This window comes from Corynebacterium sp. HMSC056E09 (assembly GCF_001813425.1).
Lineage (GTDB): Bacteria > Actinomycetota > Actinomycetes > Mycobacteriales > Mycobacteriaceae > Corynebacterium > Corynebacterium hesseae.
Map to the genome: position 1 here is coordinate 33,135 of NZ_KV812495.1, position 14,249 is coordinate 47,383.

The following is a 14,249-nucleotide window of genomic DNA, read 5'->3' on the forward strand; positions in this document are numbered from 1 at the left end:
CAAGACGCCGGGTATTTCTCTTTCCGGCGCGCAACCCCTGCTCAATCACCGACACCACCCAAATACCTTCATATGCTCACGTTTCCTTAGCTCGACCTAATTTAGGTTAGGCTACCTTTTATGAACATTCGAAAGAAAATCGCACCCCGCACCCCTCTCCTCCGCCTCACTGCTGTTGGTCTTACCGCAGCGCTAGCGCTCACCGGCTGCGCCAGCCTCGAAAACACCAACTCAAACGCTGACGCTTCTAACCCTGCGTCCTCACCGTCCGGGAAAGAATCAGGAAACTCCAATTCAGCCTCGGGAAATGACTCCGTGGCCACCGGAGGCGAAGGCTTTGCCGGGGCGGGAGAGAAAAGCCAAAGCTTTGGCAGCGATGCAGCCCCTGGTCAATTCCCACGCACGGTCACGCATGCACGCGGAACGACCGAACTCAAAGAAAAGCCACAACGGGTGGTTGTTCTAGAAAGCGGCGAACTCGATTCCGTCCTAGCACTCGGCATGAAGCCAGTCGGCATGACCACGTCCAAGGGCCAGAATCCCGTCCCGGATTACATGGCCGACAAAGCAAGTGACATCGAAACGGTAGGCACGATCAACGAAGTCAATATGGAAAAGATTGCTTCGCTCAACCCCGACCTCATCATCGGCTCGCAGCTGCGCATGGATAAGCACTATGACCAGCTCAATTCCATCGCACCTACCGTTTTCTCGATCCGCCCTGGATACACCTGGAAAGAAAACTTCCGACTCATCGGTGAAGCCCTCGGAGAAGAGGAGCGCACCGAACAAGTCATGGCCGACTATGACAAGAAGATCGAAGAAGTAAAGAAGGTCATTGAGGACGGACCAACGAGCGAAGACACCACCGTCACCATTCTGCGTTTCATGCCGGGCAAGGTACGCCTCTACGGGCGCCTTTCACTCATTGGAACGGTGCTTGATGACGCCGGCCTCGCCCGCCCCGCCAACCAGGACATCGAAGAGCTCGCTACGGAAATCTCGCCGGAGAACATTGACCAAGCGGACGCCGACTACATCTTCTACTGCAGCTACGGAGATCCCTCCGCCACCGGCCAAGACACCGCCATTTCTACCGCGGCGTTCCAACAGCTTCCTGCGGCCAAAGACGGCCATGCCATCGAGGTCAGCGACGATACGTGGGCACTCGGCTTGGGGCCTCTGGGCGCACAGAAGATCGCGTCAGATCTCGCGGACTATCTCAGCCACTAAAACGGGGGTAGCACCCTCCCCTCAAAACAACACCTGTGGGATTGACTCACCCCAACTTAAGGGGCTAGCTTTCATGTAAGCGAGATGGGTTACACGTCTACGATTTCTGTGCGGCGGACCATATCAAGGTCACCGATTTCTCGCTAATCAGGCCAGGCCATTGCCTGGCTGCTCCCCACACACAAGAAGGGTGGTCGCACATGAATGCTCACTTCATTAGGCAGCGTCGTTCTTCCGATCGGCCACCGGTTGTGTACGCCAGCGTTAAATAAGCACCTCTTTTCACACAGACTGAACGGCACGGCGCAGAGTATGCGCCCGTGTTGGACTAGAAAGTCTGCAGTTTCCGCTTTCCGCAAGGCCGCACCAGTGTGCCTTGAGACCCATAAAGGTTGTAATCCATGACTAACGATGCTCACACCCCCGTTCCCGAATCCACCGACATTGACGCCGCGCTGATCGCCGACGCCGCGGCCCAGGCCCACTCCTGGCTCGCCTCCACCGCCGACGAGCAGGATCCGGCCACAGAACAACTCGCAGACTTATTGCGCAACCCGGACGGGGTGGCCTTCACCATGGACTTCGTGGACCGCGTCATGCGCCCCGAGGATGACAAGGTAGCCGCCCACGCGCTGAAGTCCGTCACCACCACCTATGACGCGTCCTTCCTCGGCCTCATCAACGGCTCGCTGGTGGGCCTGGGTGGTTTCTTCGGACCGATCCTGCCCAACCTGGTTATGCCGCTGGCGCGCATGCGCATGCGCCAGATGGTCGGCCACCTGGTCCTCGACGCCGAGAGCGACGCCCTCAACAAGACCTTGGACAAGGCCGCCGAGTCCGGCGAGCAGCTCAACCTCAACCTCCTCGGTGAAGCCGTGCTGGGCGACGACGAAGCGCGCTCCCGCGCCGAGCGCACCCTCAAGCTCATCAATAACCCGCGCGTGACCTACGTGTCCGTCAAGGCCTCCTCCATGGTGGCCCAGCTCAACCCGTGGGATATCGAGGGCTCCCTGGTTCGCCTCAAGGAACGCCTGCGCCCGCTCTACGAGGCCGCCGCGCGCCGCCCGGATAAGGTCTTCATCAACCTGGACATGGAGGAATACCACGACCTCCACCTCACGGTGCGCCTGTTCACCGAGCTACTCAGCGAGCCGGAGTTCATCAACCTCGAGGCCGGCATCGTGCTGCAGGCCTACCTGCCGGATACCTTCGACGCTCTGACGCACCTCGCCGAGTTCGCTAAGAAGCGCGTGGCCGAGGGTGGATCCCACATCAAGATTCGCATCGTCAAGGGCGCAAACCTCTCGATGGAGCACGTCCAGGGTGAAATCCACGGCTGGCCGGCAGCACCCTATGCCACCAAGGATGAGGTGGACGCCAACTACTACCGCCTGCTCGATTACATCCTGCGCCCCGAATTCGCTGACTGCGTACGCATCGGCGTGGCCACCCACAACCTCTACACCGCGGCCTTTGCCTACAAGCTGGGCACCAAGCGCGGTGTCATGCGCATGATGGATTCCGAGATGCTCCAGGGCATGTCCCCCGCCCAGCAGGCCGCGGTCCGCGAGGCCTTCGAAGGCCGCCAGATCCTCTACACCCCGGTGGTACACGCGGAAGACTTCGATGTCGCCGTCTCCTACCTGGTGCGCCGTTTGGAGGAGAACTCCGCACCGCAGAACTTCCTCTACGCCCTCTTCGCACCGGAGGAACAAGCACTGAAGGACCAGGAGCAGGTCTTCCGCCAGGCCGTCGACCAGCGCTGGGATACCTTCGCCGGCCCGCGCCGCACCCAAAACCGCCTGGAGGAGGCCGAGCAGGCAGCCGGCCGCCAGGCACCGCGCACCGGTCGCTTCGCCAACGAGCCAGACACCGACCCGGCCCTGGAAGCCAACCGCGAGTGGGCGCTCAAGGCCCTGGCGCACAACCCCGGTGAGCACGGCGTTGAGGAGGTGACGGATGCGGGGATCGTCGACAAGCACGTAGCCCGCGCCGCCGAGCTCGGCGCCGAGTGGGGCGCACGCCCTGCCGAGGACCGCGCCCGCGCGCTCGAGGCCGTGGCCGATGAGCTGGCCAACCGCCGCGGCGAGTTCATCTCCGTGGCCGCCTATGAGGCCAACAAGACCGTCACGCAGACCGACCCGGAAATCTCAGAGGCCATCGACTTCTGCACCTACTACGCGCAGTCCGCCCGCCTGCTGGAGAGCTACGCCGCCGAGTTCACGCCCCACCGCGTGACCGTGGTGACCCCGCCGTGGAACTTCCCGGTGGCCATTCCCACCGGCGGCATCGCGGCAGCGCTCGCCGCGGGTTCGGCCGTCATCATCAAGCCGGCGCCGCAGGTCGTGCACTGCGCGAAGCTCGTCGTGGAAGCCTTCCGCGCCGGTCTGGAGGCACAGGGCCTCGACCCGGATCTGGTCCAGCTCGTCTTCACCGATGAGGGTGACGCCGGCCGCGCGCTCATCTCCCACGACGATGTCGACGCCGTCATCCTCACCGGTGCTTCCGATACCGGCAAGCTCTTCCGCTCCTGGAAGCCGGAGCTCAACATCATGGCGGAGACCTCCGGCAAGAACGCGCTCATCATCACCCCGTCCGCGGACCCGGACCTGGCCATTCAGGACCTCTACCTCTCCGCCTTCGGCCACTCCGGCCAGAAGTGCTCCGCATCCTCCCTGGTCATCTTCGTCGGCGCGGCTGGCGAGTCGCAGCGCCTGCGCTCGCAGCTTGTCGACGCCGTCAAGACCCTCATCACCGGCCCCGGCTACGACATCACCACGACGATGAATGGCCTAGCCGAGGCCCCGGGCGAGAAGCTGCTGCGCGGCCTGACCCAGCTGGAGCCGGGTGAAAAGTGGCTGGTGAAGCCGGAGAAGCTCAACGAGGAAGGCACCCTGTGGTCGCCGGGTATCCGCGATAACGTGCGCCCAGGTTCCTGGTTCCACGTCAACGAGTGCTTCGGCCCGGTGCTTGGCATCATGCATGCGGAGACCCTAGATGAGGCCATCGAGTGGCAGAACTCCACCGGCTACGGCCTGACCGGCGGCATCCACACGCTGGATAACGACGAAATCGATTACTGGCTCGAGCGCGTCGAAGTGGGCAACGCCTACGTCAACCGCGGCATCACCGGCGCGATTGTGCAGCGTCAGTCCTTCGGCGGCTGGAAGAAGTCCGTCATGGGCCCGGGAGCCAAGGCCGGTGGCCCGAACTACGTGGCACAGTTCGGCACCTGGTCCGAGGGCCCGCTGCGCCCCTTCGACGTGGACATCTCCCAGCCGGTGGCGGCCCAGCTGCGCGCCTTCGGCGAGCTGGGCTTCTCGGAGGAGGACACCGCCTGGCTGTGGCGCGCAGCAGAGCTCGACGAGTTGGCTTGGCAGCAGGAGTTCGGCCGCCAGCACGACCGCGCAGGTCTGGTCAGCGAGGCCAACGTCTTCCGATACCGCCCAGTGCTCACGCCGCTGCAGGTACGCATTGGTTCCGATGCCGAGCTTCGCGACGTCTCCCGCCTCGCCCTCGCCGCCACCCGCACCGACTCCCCGGTGCGCTTCAGCGCCGCCCCGGAAAAGGCCGCGGAGCTGCGTGGTCTGGGCTTTAAGGTTGACAGCGTGTCGGCGGATGCCTTCGCCCGAGAGGTCGCTCGTCTAGAGTCCGGCCGCGTGCGTGCAGTGGGCTCTGTCGAGCCGGGCGTCTTTGAGGCGGCGGTGGAATCCAACTCCGTGGTCTTGGATCAGCCGGTGCTGGCCGATGGCCGCCGTGAGCTCCTTCCCTTCCTCCTCGAGCAGGCGGTCTCGGTGACGATGCACCGCTTCGGCATCATCCGCCAGGTAAGCAGCATCCGCGCATAGTTCGTTTTCTGCGCTCATATGAGAAGATGGAGCGCATGACAAACAACAATGATGACGGTGCCCGCTCGGGCACGTCCTCCACGGCCTCTGGCGCGGCGGCTTCTGCCGCCGCGGAGCCCATTAATGAAGAAGCTACCCTCCCGGTGTCGAAGACCGATGACAAGTCTCGCGTCCTCGGGCGCGATGCCATCTCCTTGGCCAAGGTGTGCTTGATCTTCATCATCGTGGTGGCGGGCGTCGGCCTGGCCGGCTACCTGCTGAAGTTCATCTGGGTGGGCCTGCTGCCGGTCATCCTGGCCATTTTGGTGTGCACGGTGCTCTTCCCCGTGACCAACTGGTTGCGCGCGCACAAATTCCCCCGCGCGCTGGCCTCCATCACCACGCTGCTGGGCTTTTTGGCCATCATCGGCGGCGTCTTCGCGGCGATGGCCCCGGTCGTCTCCTCTCAGGGCGCGTCCTTGGTCAATCAGGCTGAAGGCGGCTTGAACAAGCTCGTCGATATGGCCAAGGACCTACCTTTCGATATTGATGCCGCGAAAGTCCAGGAAGTACTTGATGACGCCATGACCTTCATCAAGGGCCAAGCTTCCAACATCGCCACCGGGGTGATTTCCGGTGTATCGATGGCCAGCTCCATCGCCATGGCGCTCGCCATCATGCTCTTCGTAGCCTTCTTCATCCTCAAGGACGGCGATAAATTCCTGCCGTGGCTGCGCACCTACACCGGCTACTCCGCCGGCTGGCACGCCACCGAGCTGCTGACTCGCGTGTGGAACACGTTATCTGGCTTCATTCAGGCGCAAGCAGCCGTCGCGGCCGTCGACGGCATCCTCATCGGCCTCGGCCTCTGGGTTCTCCAGGTACCGCTGGCCCTTGTCATCGGCGTAGTTACGTTCTTCGCCAGCTTCATCCCGGTCATTGGCGCTGTCACTGCGGGCGCTTTGGCCGTCATCATCGCGCTGGTCTCCGATGGGCTGACGAAGGCCTTGCTCGCCTTAGCTCTCATCATCATCGTCCAGCAGGTGGAGGGCAACGTCCTCCAGCCGATGCTGCAATCCAAGGCCATGGGCCTGCACGCGGCAATGGTGCTGCTCTCCGTCACGGTCGGCTCCGCCTTGGCCGGCATCATCGGCGCCTTCCTGGCTGTGCCGGTGGCTGCCACCATTGCCGTGGTCTTCCGCTACCACCAGGAGATGGCCAGCCTGCGTGCCGGCGAAATCGAAGCTAAAAACATTAAGATTTCCACGGCGGAGGGCCATGAGGACGTCATGGAGCTCTACGAGAACCTAGAGGCCAGCGGCGCCCGCTAGCCACACAACCGGTGCATGGCTCTAGCCCTGGCCGTGCAACTGCCCTAGTTGCCAAACTTCTCCCCCACCACCCGCGGCGGGAGCGATGGTTTTGGCAACTAGGGCACTTTCCGTATGTGGGGTCTAATCCGCGGACACCGTGCCGAAGGCTACAGCCAACTCCTCCGCCGCGCGGTCGAGCACCGAGGCCCACGAGCCATAGGACTCCTCATTAGCGGTATCCGAAACCTGCTTGAGAAGCGTGCACGGCACACCAAACTTTCGGCACACCGCAGCGATGGCGTAGCCCTCCATATCGCACAACGCAGAATCCTGGGCAAGGCGCGTGCGGGTCGGGGTATCCGAAATAAAGGCGTCACCCGTGGCAAGCGTGGCGGTCGGCAGCTTACCGGAGGTTTCAAGCTCGATGACCTCCGGGAGCAGATAGCGGGAGACATCGCTGAGCACCTCCAGGTGAAAGTCGTGCTTGCGTACGTGGGAGATCTCGAAGACGCCTGAGAGATCGTCGCGAAGCGCGCCCGCAGTACCGATGTTGATGACACGCTCCGGCAACACCTCTGCCGACGCCAGCACCGTTGTCAGCTCGATGGCGGCGGGAACCGTACCAATACCCGTGATGAGCAGCGGCGCTCCCTCAGGAACATGCGTGGCTTCGGCATCCACGGCGGCGACGAACAGTGTACGACCAGACAGATTCTCCATGCCTGAGAGACTACCCGCTGACCCGAGGAATGCTCTCCGTAACTCTGGCCGGGGCCTCTGCGGCCTTTGTAGGGTCTGGAACCACACCGAGACCTCAGAAAGGAGAACACAATGTTCACACCACGAGTTTTCGCCGGAGCCGCACTACTTTGCTTCCCCCTCATTGCATGCGGCAGCCCAGAAGAGGTTCAGGCCAGCCCCGTCGCCGAAGTCTGCGAGGCAGGAAATGCCCACGCCGCTTTCGCCGACAACATCGCCCAGGTTCCCCAGTGGAATGGACATGAATGGGCACTCGTTGATTCCGCCCACTTCGATCCCTGCGCGGAGCTGAGTTGGCAGACCATTTCCGTCGAAGGCGCAACGGCCTCCGCGTCGCACCACATCATGCTCTTCCACTACGGCGAGTACATCGGCACCGCCACCGCCGAGCCCTACGCCTTCTTCCCCAGTGTCGAGCAGGTCAATGGCAGTGAAATTGCCGTGACCTACCACTGGCCACAAGAAGGCGACGCCAATGCCGCTCCGACGGGCACCACGGAAGCGAACTTCCGCTGGGACGCCGCCCAGAACAAAGTCGTCATGAGCGGTGACGTTCCTCCTCGCTAAGATAAAACCAATCGTGCGCCTCACACGAGGCGCACTTTTTATGGAAGGAACACTAATGCACAGGTCTGCCTTCGTGGGCACTGTCCTCATCTGCCTCCCACTCGCTGCTTGTGCGCAAAGCCATCAGGACGAGGCGGAGACCCCTATGTTCAGCGCGGTCCACAACAGCTCGGCGAACGTTGCCACCGAGAACACCACGGAAGAAGCCGAAAGCCCCGAACCTACGAGCAACGAGGCACCTTCCCCTACCCAGAGCGCGGACAAGTCGGAGTCCTGCGAGGATATTGACGCCGAGGAGGCCTATCAATCAGGCATTGGCAGCATCGCGCCGTGGAATGACTTTGGCTGGCAGCTTTCCTCCTCCTCAGGGTTCGACCCTTGCGCGGCTTTGAGCTGGCAAATTATCACCATCGAGGGTGCCACGGCCTCCTCGCCGCACCACATCATGCTCTTCCATAAAGGCGAATACCTTGGCACCGCCACCTTCGAGCCTTATGGTTTCTTCCCCACCGTCGAGCGAGTAAGTGACGCTGAGATCGCCGTGACCTACCACTGGGCCCGCGAGGGCGAAACCACCGCCGGGCGTACCGGCGAAACGCATGCCGGATTCCGCTGGGACGAAGACCAGCAGAAAACAATCATGAGCGGTGATGTCCCACCGAATTAAACCCCTTATTGTGAGGGTAAATACGGCTATAGTGTGACACGGCTTCCTGTGAAAGCTGCTGTCTGCCGCCCCCGTTTTTAAGGAGTTTCCTGCGTGACTAATAGCAACCCCTGGGCCCCGCCAAGCAACGAGGGCCCGGAACGTCCTGCACGCTCGGGAAGCATCGTGATCATCGCCATCGTCGTACTCCTTGCGATCATTGCTGGTGTCACGTAGCTGTTAATGTCGCGCTCCTCTTCTGAAACCACAGAGCAGGAGGCCCTCTTTACGCAGGTGGCCCCGAGCACCACCACAAGCGCTGAGGCCACAACAACAAGCAGTGAAACCCGCACTACCAGCGTTAAGACGAGCACTGCGAAACCCGTGACGTCTAAAGCCACACCTCAGAAGGCAGACAGGTGCGGTACAGCAGCTGAAAAGACCAGGAACGATATTCCCCGCCCGATGACGCTGTTTTGCAATGACGACTGGCTCTACCTCGCCTCAGAAAATAGCTCCTCTTTTTATCTCTATTCCTGGGGCGGCGGGGAATGGGTTCCCTATAAGAACGACGACGTCGATGACACCTCGTCGATCAAGTGCTGGGATTCCAACCGCCTCAGCACCGACAATGTCCCGAAGCAAATCACGGATGACATCCCCCTCTGCGAGCAGAGCACCGAGGACAGCGCTGAGAGCACACAAGCGCAAGAGACCTGCGATGGCCGCTACATTCTCATCGTGGATTCCCTCCTCGTCCCTTATGGCGAGTCCCCGCAATCCGAAATCGACCGCGTGGAGGCCCACTACGCCGGGGTCAAGATCATGCCGGGAACAGCATGCAGCTCGCTGCGTTCGGAACACGAAGGCAAGCAGGTCTATGCGGCCTACTACGACGCCGGACACAGCGTGGATGAGGTCTGTAAGCTCAAGGCGCGATACGGTGGCAACGCCCGTTCGCTCAATAACAATGCAGATTTCAGCGATCCCTGCTAACCCCTCGAAAGGACTTTTCGCCTCGTGGCACACTACAACCTCTATAACTCCCTCAACCTTGACCCTTCCGCTGATTCCGCGACCCTGACCTCGGATATCGAGCGCCGCCTCACCGCGACTGACCCGTCCAACGCCGCGCTTTACGACGAACTCTCCACCGCCCACAGCATCTTCTCCCGCCAGGACCGCCGCGAGCAGTATGACCGAGCTATCGCAGATCCCTTCGGCCCCGAGGTGGACGTCGCCCGCATCCGTGAGATCGCCACGTCTGGCTCCGGTGTGCAGCTCATACCCCAGCCGTCGACCGCCCAGGCTTCCGGTTCCTCCAACTTCAACGTTGATCTGAGCAACTTCTCCTTCGCCGTGGAGCCCTCCCGTCAGCGTGCCCAGTCGATTCAGTGGTGCATCGTGTGGGGCCTGCTGGCCTTCATGTGGATCATCTCCACTATTCGCGGCCTCGGCGCCCTCGCGGAGGTCGGCAACGCCAGCGGCGTCGAGCTCCTCTACGGCGCTGATGACTACGTCGACGAGGCCAGCTCCGCCGGCGCCTTCTTCTTCATGGTCGCCGGCGGCACCCCCGTCTACCTGATGATTGCGGAGTTCATCTGGTCCCTGCGCAAGACCTTGGGCCGCAAGCAGGCCGAGAAGAACGCCACGGCCTAAACTCGCGGGTTAGCGCAGGCGCTGGCCCACAAAGCCTGCTGCCAGCGTGTTGCCGCTGGACTGATCGATGAGCAGGAAATTGCCCACCGCGCCGCGGGCGGCATAGTCCTCGACGGGAAGCTCCGCTTGTGTTTGGACGGTGATGTAGGCGATGTCATTGAGTGCTGCGGACTCCGGGGCCTCAACATCCGCCACGCCATCCAGGTCGAGGATGCGGTCCACCGATGCCACGCGCGCCTTGACCAATGCTGTGCCATAGCGCAGCTTCACCATCTGTCCCGCGCGCAGCTCCTTGTCCGTGAGGACCACCGCGGTGGCGGCGAATTCGCGCACCTCCTCCGGGCGCTGCGAACCGGCGATGAGGTCGCCGCGGGCCAAGTCGATGTCATCGGCCAGCCTAAGTACCACGGAATCCCCGGCGCGCGCCGCCTCATCGGAGCCAAGCGGGCCGTCGGTGGTATCAATCGCGGTGACCGTCGAGGTCCGCCCGCCCGGCAGCGTCACCTCATCCCCCACCGCCACGTGCCCGGCCTTCACACGCCCGGCATAGCCGCGGTAATCGGAGGCGTGCTCGCGGATGACGTACTGGATCGGGAAACGCAGGTCCAGATCATCGGCGCGGCCGGTGGCCACTGGGACGGTCTCGAGCGTTTCGAGGACCGTCGGGCCCTCGTACCACGGCATGTTCGTGGAGCGTTCCACCACGTTATCGCCCTTCAACGCGGAGATCGGGATGGCCACCGAATCGGTGATACCCAAACGCGCGGCGACCTCGTTGAACTCAGTCTCCATCGCACGGAAGGTGGCCTCGTCGTAGTCCACCAGGTCGATCTTGTTCACGCCCAGGATCACGTGGCGCACGCCCAGGAGTGCGGCCACGTTGAGGTGGCGGCGGGTTTGCTCGACGACGCCATTGCGGGCGTCGACAAGCAGCACCACCACCTGGGAGGTGGACATGCCGGTGACCGTGTTGCGCGTGTACTGCACGTGGCCCGGGGTATCAGCGAGGATGAAGGTGCGCTTGTCCGTGGCGAAGTAGCGGTAGGCCACGTCGATGGTGATGCCCTGCTCGCGCTCGGCACGGAGGCCGTCGACAAGCAGCGAGAGGTCCATGCCATCGAAGCCACGGTCGGCAGAAGAACGCTCCATGGACTCCACCTGGTCCGCCAGCACGGACTTGGTGTCATAGAGCAGGCGGCCCACGAAGGTGGACTTGCCGTCATCGACGGAACCGGCGGTGCACAGGCGCAGGGTATCGCGCTGTTTGAGCGCGCCGACATTCGGTGCGAGGGTAGTCGTCATCAGAAGTAGCCTTCCTTCTTGCGGTCCTCCATGGCGGACTCGGACAATTTGTCATCGGCGCGGGTGGCACCGCGCTCGGACAGGGTGGAAATAGAGATTTCCGCGAGCACCTCATCGGGCGAGGCAGCGGTAGATTCCACGGCACCGGTGCAGGACATATCCCCCACGGTGCGGTAGCGCACGGTGCGGGTCTCCAGCGGTTCATCCTCGCGGGGACCGCCCCACTCGCCCGGCGTCAGCCACATGCCGTTGCGGTTGAACACCTCGCGCTGGTGCGAGTAGTAGATGGAGGGAAGCTTAAGGTTGCGTGCGCCGATGTACTCCCAAATGTCGGACTCGGTCCAGTTGGAAATGGGGAAGACACGGACGTTTTCGCCGGCCATCTTGCCGCCGTTGTAGAGGTCCCACAGCTCCGGGCGCTGGCGGCGCGGATCCCAACCGCCGAAGGAATCGCGGATGGAGAAGATGCGCTCCTTGGCGCGGGCGCGTTCCTCGTCGCGGCGCGCGCCACCAAGGACGGCGTCGTAGCCGCGCTCGGCGATTGTCTCCACCAGCGGCACGGACTGCAGCGGGTTGCGGGTGCCATCGGGGCGCTCCTGGAGGTCACCGCGATCGATCCAGTCCTGGACGTGGGCGACGTGCAGGCGCGCGCCGGTCTCCGCGACGAGCTGATCGCGGAAGTCGATGACCTCCGGGAAGTTGTGGCCGGTATCGACGTGGATGAGCTCGAAAGGCACGGTGGCCGGCGCAAAGGCGCGGCGGGCGAGCTCGAAGACCACGACGGAGTCCTTGCCGCCGGAAAAGAGCAGGCCTACCTTGTCGAATTGCCCGGCGACTTCGCGCAGGATGTGGAGGGATTCGTTCTCTAAGTCTTTAAGGTGTGGTGAAAGAGTCATTATTCGTGCAACCCGCATTCTGTCTTGCCGTCAGCGAAAACGCGCCCGGAGCGCGCATCCTCGCCCTCGCCTACAGGGAAGGTCAACGGCGCGCAGCCGATGGAGCGGTAGCCCTGGAGGGTGAGGGGGTGGATGATGAGGTCGTGTTCCTTGATATAAGCGTCGGTGTCATCGAGGTCCCAGGTAACAATCGGGGAAATCTTCAGCCGGCCCGTGCGGTCCAGGCTCAGCGCCGGGGCGGTGGCGCGGTGCTCGGAATCGGCGCGGCGCAGGCCGGTTACCCATCCGACGTAGGGGTCCATGGCCATGTTGAGCGGCTCCACCTTGCGCATGCGGTTATATGCGGCAACGTCGCGCGCGTACAGGCGCGGGCCATAAATCTTGTCCTGCTCCTCGGGGCTCAAGATAGGCAGGACGCGCACGAGCGGCAGGTCCGCATAGCGCTTGGCGACGTCCCCCGCTACCTCCAACGTCTCCGGAAAGTGCCAGCCGGTGTCGATGAAGAGCAGGTCGGCGTCTAAGTGGGCGCGGTGCGCTAGCTCGGCCAGCACGGTGTTTTCCATGGACATCGTGACGGCAAGCCGACCGGGCGCGTACTCGGCGGCCCATTCGGTGATGGTCGCGGCGGAGGCGTCATAAAGCTTGTCGGCCCACTCCTCGACGAGTTCCTGGTTGCGCTGGGCCACGGCAGGCTCGAGCGGCGCGGTGTCGCGGGTGCCTTCGGGGCTAATGCTGGGATCGCGGTAGTCGCCGCGGTCCAGCAGGTTTATCGGTTCGGTCATGACACCTCACATTAAAGGGAGGCGGGCGTGTGCGCAGCCCCACAGTGGGGCGCGGGGGCTGTGAGCTTGGGTACTAGGGAGAATAAAAATTAGATAGAATGAACCGAGCGGACTAGATTTACAGACTAGACAGTCTATTCCTACCGAACTGAAGGGGTTCTCATGCAGCGTGTCGCAATTGTCGGGGACAGCCCCGCCGCGCTCTCCACCGCCGAACGGCTCATCAGGGCCGGGCTGTGCGTGGACCTCTACTGCGAGCGCCCCGCGCCCTTCGGTTTGCTGCGCCGCTTCGCTGGGCTCGCCGGCGCGGAATCCGTTGCTGAGCCGTGCCCAAAGGGGACAACGCCGCGGCTGCGGCTCATCGGCAACGTCCGCGTCGGAGCCGATATTTCCCACGCGGACCTCAACCAGCTCTCCGCCTCCGGCGACCGCCACCTTGTTCTTTTGGAACTCATGGCCCGCGGCGTGGCCATCACCACGTGGGAGGGCCTGTGCCAGCCCACCGACGACGTCGAGGACTGGGCCGCCGTCACGGCGCGGGCCCAGCGCGCCCCGGTCTGCTTTTAACCGTCCTCGCGCTTTGGCTTGTTGAGATCCTCGAGGGTAGCTAAGCCTAGGGAACGCAGGATCCCCTCGACCGAGTTGATCTCGGCCTCTACCGCACCCAACCTGTCAGCTTGCAGCGCTGACAGCTGTCCGGCTTTCTCCAAATACTTCAAGCGTGGGTAGCGCCCTGCCAAAAGCGTTCCCCAGTAGACGCGCAGATCCAAGATCTCCTGGTTTCCTGGCACCGGTTCGCCATTGTGAAACGCCATGATATCGCGCAGTTGTTGTTCAACCATGGACAAATCCATGTCTGCGCCGGGAGCGCCCTCATCGGAGGAATAGGTTTCCTCGCCATGGCGCAACGGGCGGCGCTCTTTATCGTAGAAGCGATGCAACGTCATGGCGTCTGCTGCCATAACGGGATCGTTGACCGGCAGAGTAGGCGCATCCTCGTGCCCCAACAACTGACCGCGCGACATTCTGATAAACGTGCGCTGGTGTTCCATTCCCGGTGCGGTGCATTCCAAACCCACGCCATAGGATTCCAAATCTTCCTGTTGGAACATGTATCCCAGGTAGCGAGCGTGTGGATTGATGGAAAAGTCTGCGCTGGACGCTCCTGGCAGGTGGAAGTCCACCTGGCGGATGTAGCTGCGCACTCGCGCAACCTGTTCGGGGCTTAAGTAAAGATCCTCATAGAGTGCTCGTGACATGGCGTA

The 14,249-nt window shown here is 62.7% G+C and carries 14 protein-coding genes; 9 read left to right on the top strand and 5 right to left on the bottom strand.

Annotated elements, in window-relative coordinates:
* Positions 1 to 120: 120 nt before the first annotated feature.
* The 3 genes from HMPREF2912_RS06545 (at position 121) to HMPREF2912_RS06555 (ending at position 6,391) form a co-directional block, all read left to right on the top strand.
* The gene (locus HMPREF2912_RS06545; RefSeq protein WP_070683620.1) at positions 121 to 1,233 is read left to right on the top strand and encodes an ABC transporter substrate-binding protein; all 1,113 of its coding nucleotides are present in this window, start codon (positions 121 to 123) and stop codon (positions 1,231 to 1,233) included.
* A 401-nt stretch (positions 1,234 to 1,634) separates the two neighbouring features.
* Complete coding sequence (locus HMPREF2912_RS06550; protein WP_070683622.1) at positions 1,635 to 5,081, top strand: bifunctional proline dehydrogenase/L-glutamate gamma-semialdehyde dehydrogenase; 3,447 nt, start codon at positions 1,635 to 1,637, stop codon at positions 5,079 to 5,081.
* Positions 5,082 to 5,116: 35 nt separating this feature from the next.
* On the top strand, positions 5,117 to 6,391 hold the full coding sequence (locus HMPREF2912_RS06555; protein ID WP_154736619.1) for an AI-2E family transporter: 1,275 nt from the start codon (positions 5,117 to 5,119) through the stop codon (positions 6,389 to 6,391).
* A 123-nt stretch (positions 6,392 to 6,514) separates the two neighbouring features.
* Here the strand turns inward: HMPREF2912_RS06555 and HMPREF2912_RS06560 are convergent, their stop codons facing one another.
* Positions 6,515 to 7,093, bottom strand: a complete 579-nt coding sequence (locus HMPREF2912_RS06560; protein ID WP_070683624.1) for a nucleosidase — start codon at positions 7,091 to 7,093, stop codon at positions 6,515 to 6,517.
* A gap of 111 nt (positions 7,094 to 7,204) precedes the next feature.
* Between HMPREF2912_RS06560 and HMPREF2912_RS06565 the strand changes: the two genes are divergently transcribed.
* The 5 genes from HMPREF2912_RS06565 (at position 7,205) to HMPREF2912_RS06580 (ending at position 10,004) form a co-directional block, all read left to right on the top strand.
* Entirely contained in the window at positions 7,205 to 7,699 is a 495-nt protein-coding gene (locus tag HMPREF2912_RS06565) for an LppP/LprE family lipoprotein (RefSeq protein ID WP_070683625.1), read from the top strand.
* A gap of 55 nt (positions 7,700 to 7,754) precedes the next feature.
* Positions 7,755 to 8,366: an LppP/LprE family lipoprotein gene (locus tag HMPREF2912_RS06570; protein ID WP_070683627.1), complete on the top strand. Its 612-nt coding sequence runs from the start codon at positions 7,755 to 7,757 to the stop codon at positions 8,364 to 8,366.
* Between the two features lie 93 nt (positions 8,367 to 8,459).
* Positions 8,460 to 8,582, top strand: coding sequence for a hypothetical protein (locus HMPREF2912_RS13315; protein ID WP_256380803.1), 123 nt, complete (start codon positions 8,460 to 8,462; stop codon positions 8,580 to 8,582).
* Between the two features lie 228 nt (positions 8,583 to 8,810).
* Positions 8,811 to 9,341 (top strand): hypothetical protein, encoded by a 531-nt coding sequence (locus HMPREF2912_RS06575; RefSeq protein ID WP_070683629.1) that lies wholly within the window; start codon positions 8,811 to 8,813, stop codon positions 9,339 to 9,341.
* Between the two features lie 24 nt (positions 9,342 to 9,365).
* Positions 9,366 to 10,004, top strand: a complete 639-nt coding sequence (locus HMPREF2912_RS06580) for a hypothetical protein (RefSeq protein ID WP_070683631.1) — start codon at positions 9,366 to 9,368, stop codon at positions 10,002 to 10,004.
* A 9-nt stretch (positions 10,005 to 10,013) separates the two neighbouring features.
* On the opposite strand, the gene HMPREF2912_RS06585 is transcribed toward HMPREF2912_RS06580, so the two are convergent.
* The 3 genes from HMPREF2912_RS06585 to HMPREF2912_RS06595 are packed head-to-tail and all read right to left on the bottom strand — an operon-like array spanning position 10,014 to position 12,984.
* On the bottom strand, positions 10,014 to 11,306 hold the full coding sequence (locus tag HMPREF2912_RS06585) for a sulfate adenylyltransferase subunit 1 (protein WP_070683632.1): 1,293 nt from the start codon (positions 11,304 to 11,306) through the stop codon (positions 10,014 to 10,016).
* Positions 11,306 to 12,202: a sulfate adenylyltransferase subunit CysD gene (cysD, locus tag HMPREF2912_RS06590; RefSeq protein ID WP_070525831.1), complete on the bottom strand. Its 897-nt coding sequence runs from the start codon at positions 12,200 to 12,202 to the stop codon at positions 11,306 to 11,308. Before cysD ends, HMPREF2912_RS06585 begins: the two co-directional genes overlap by 1 nt.
* Complete coding sequence (locus tag HMPREF2912_RS06595) at positions 12,202 to 12,984, bottom strand: phosphoadenylyl-sulfate reductase (protein ID WP_070624216.1); 783 nt, start codon at positions 12,982 to 12,984, stop codon at positions 12,202 to 12,204. Before HMPREF2912_RS06595 ends, cysD begins: the two co-directional genes overlap by 1 nt.
* Before the next feature lie 162 nt (positions 12,985 to 13,146).
* Here HMPREF2912_RS06595 and HMPREF2912_RS06600 point away from each other — a divergent pair, with 162 nt between their 5' ends.
* The gene (locus HMPREF2912_RS06600; protein ID WP_070624218.1) at positions 13,147 to 13,551 is read left to right on the top strand and encodes a methylenetetrahydrofolate--tRNA-(uracil-5-)-methyltransferase; all 405 of its coding nucleotides are present in this window, start codon (positions 13,147 to 13,149) and stop codon (positions 13,549 to 13,551) included.
* Here the strand turns inward: HMPREF2912_RS06600 and HMPREF2912_RS06605 are convergent.
* Positions 13,548 to 14,243 (bottom strand): hypothetical protein, encoded by a 696-nt coding sequence (locus tag HMPREF2912_RS06605; protein WP_070532020.1) that lies wholly within the window; start codon positions 14,241 to 14,243, stop codon positions 13,548 to 13,550. The genes HMPREF2912_RS06600 and HMPREF2912_RS06605 overlap by 4 nt on opposite strands.
* Positions 14,244 to 14,249 lie beyond the last annotated feature (6 nt).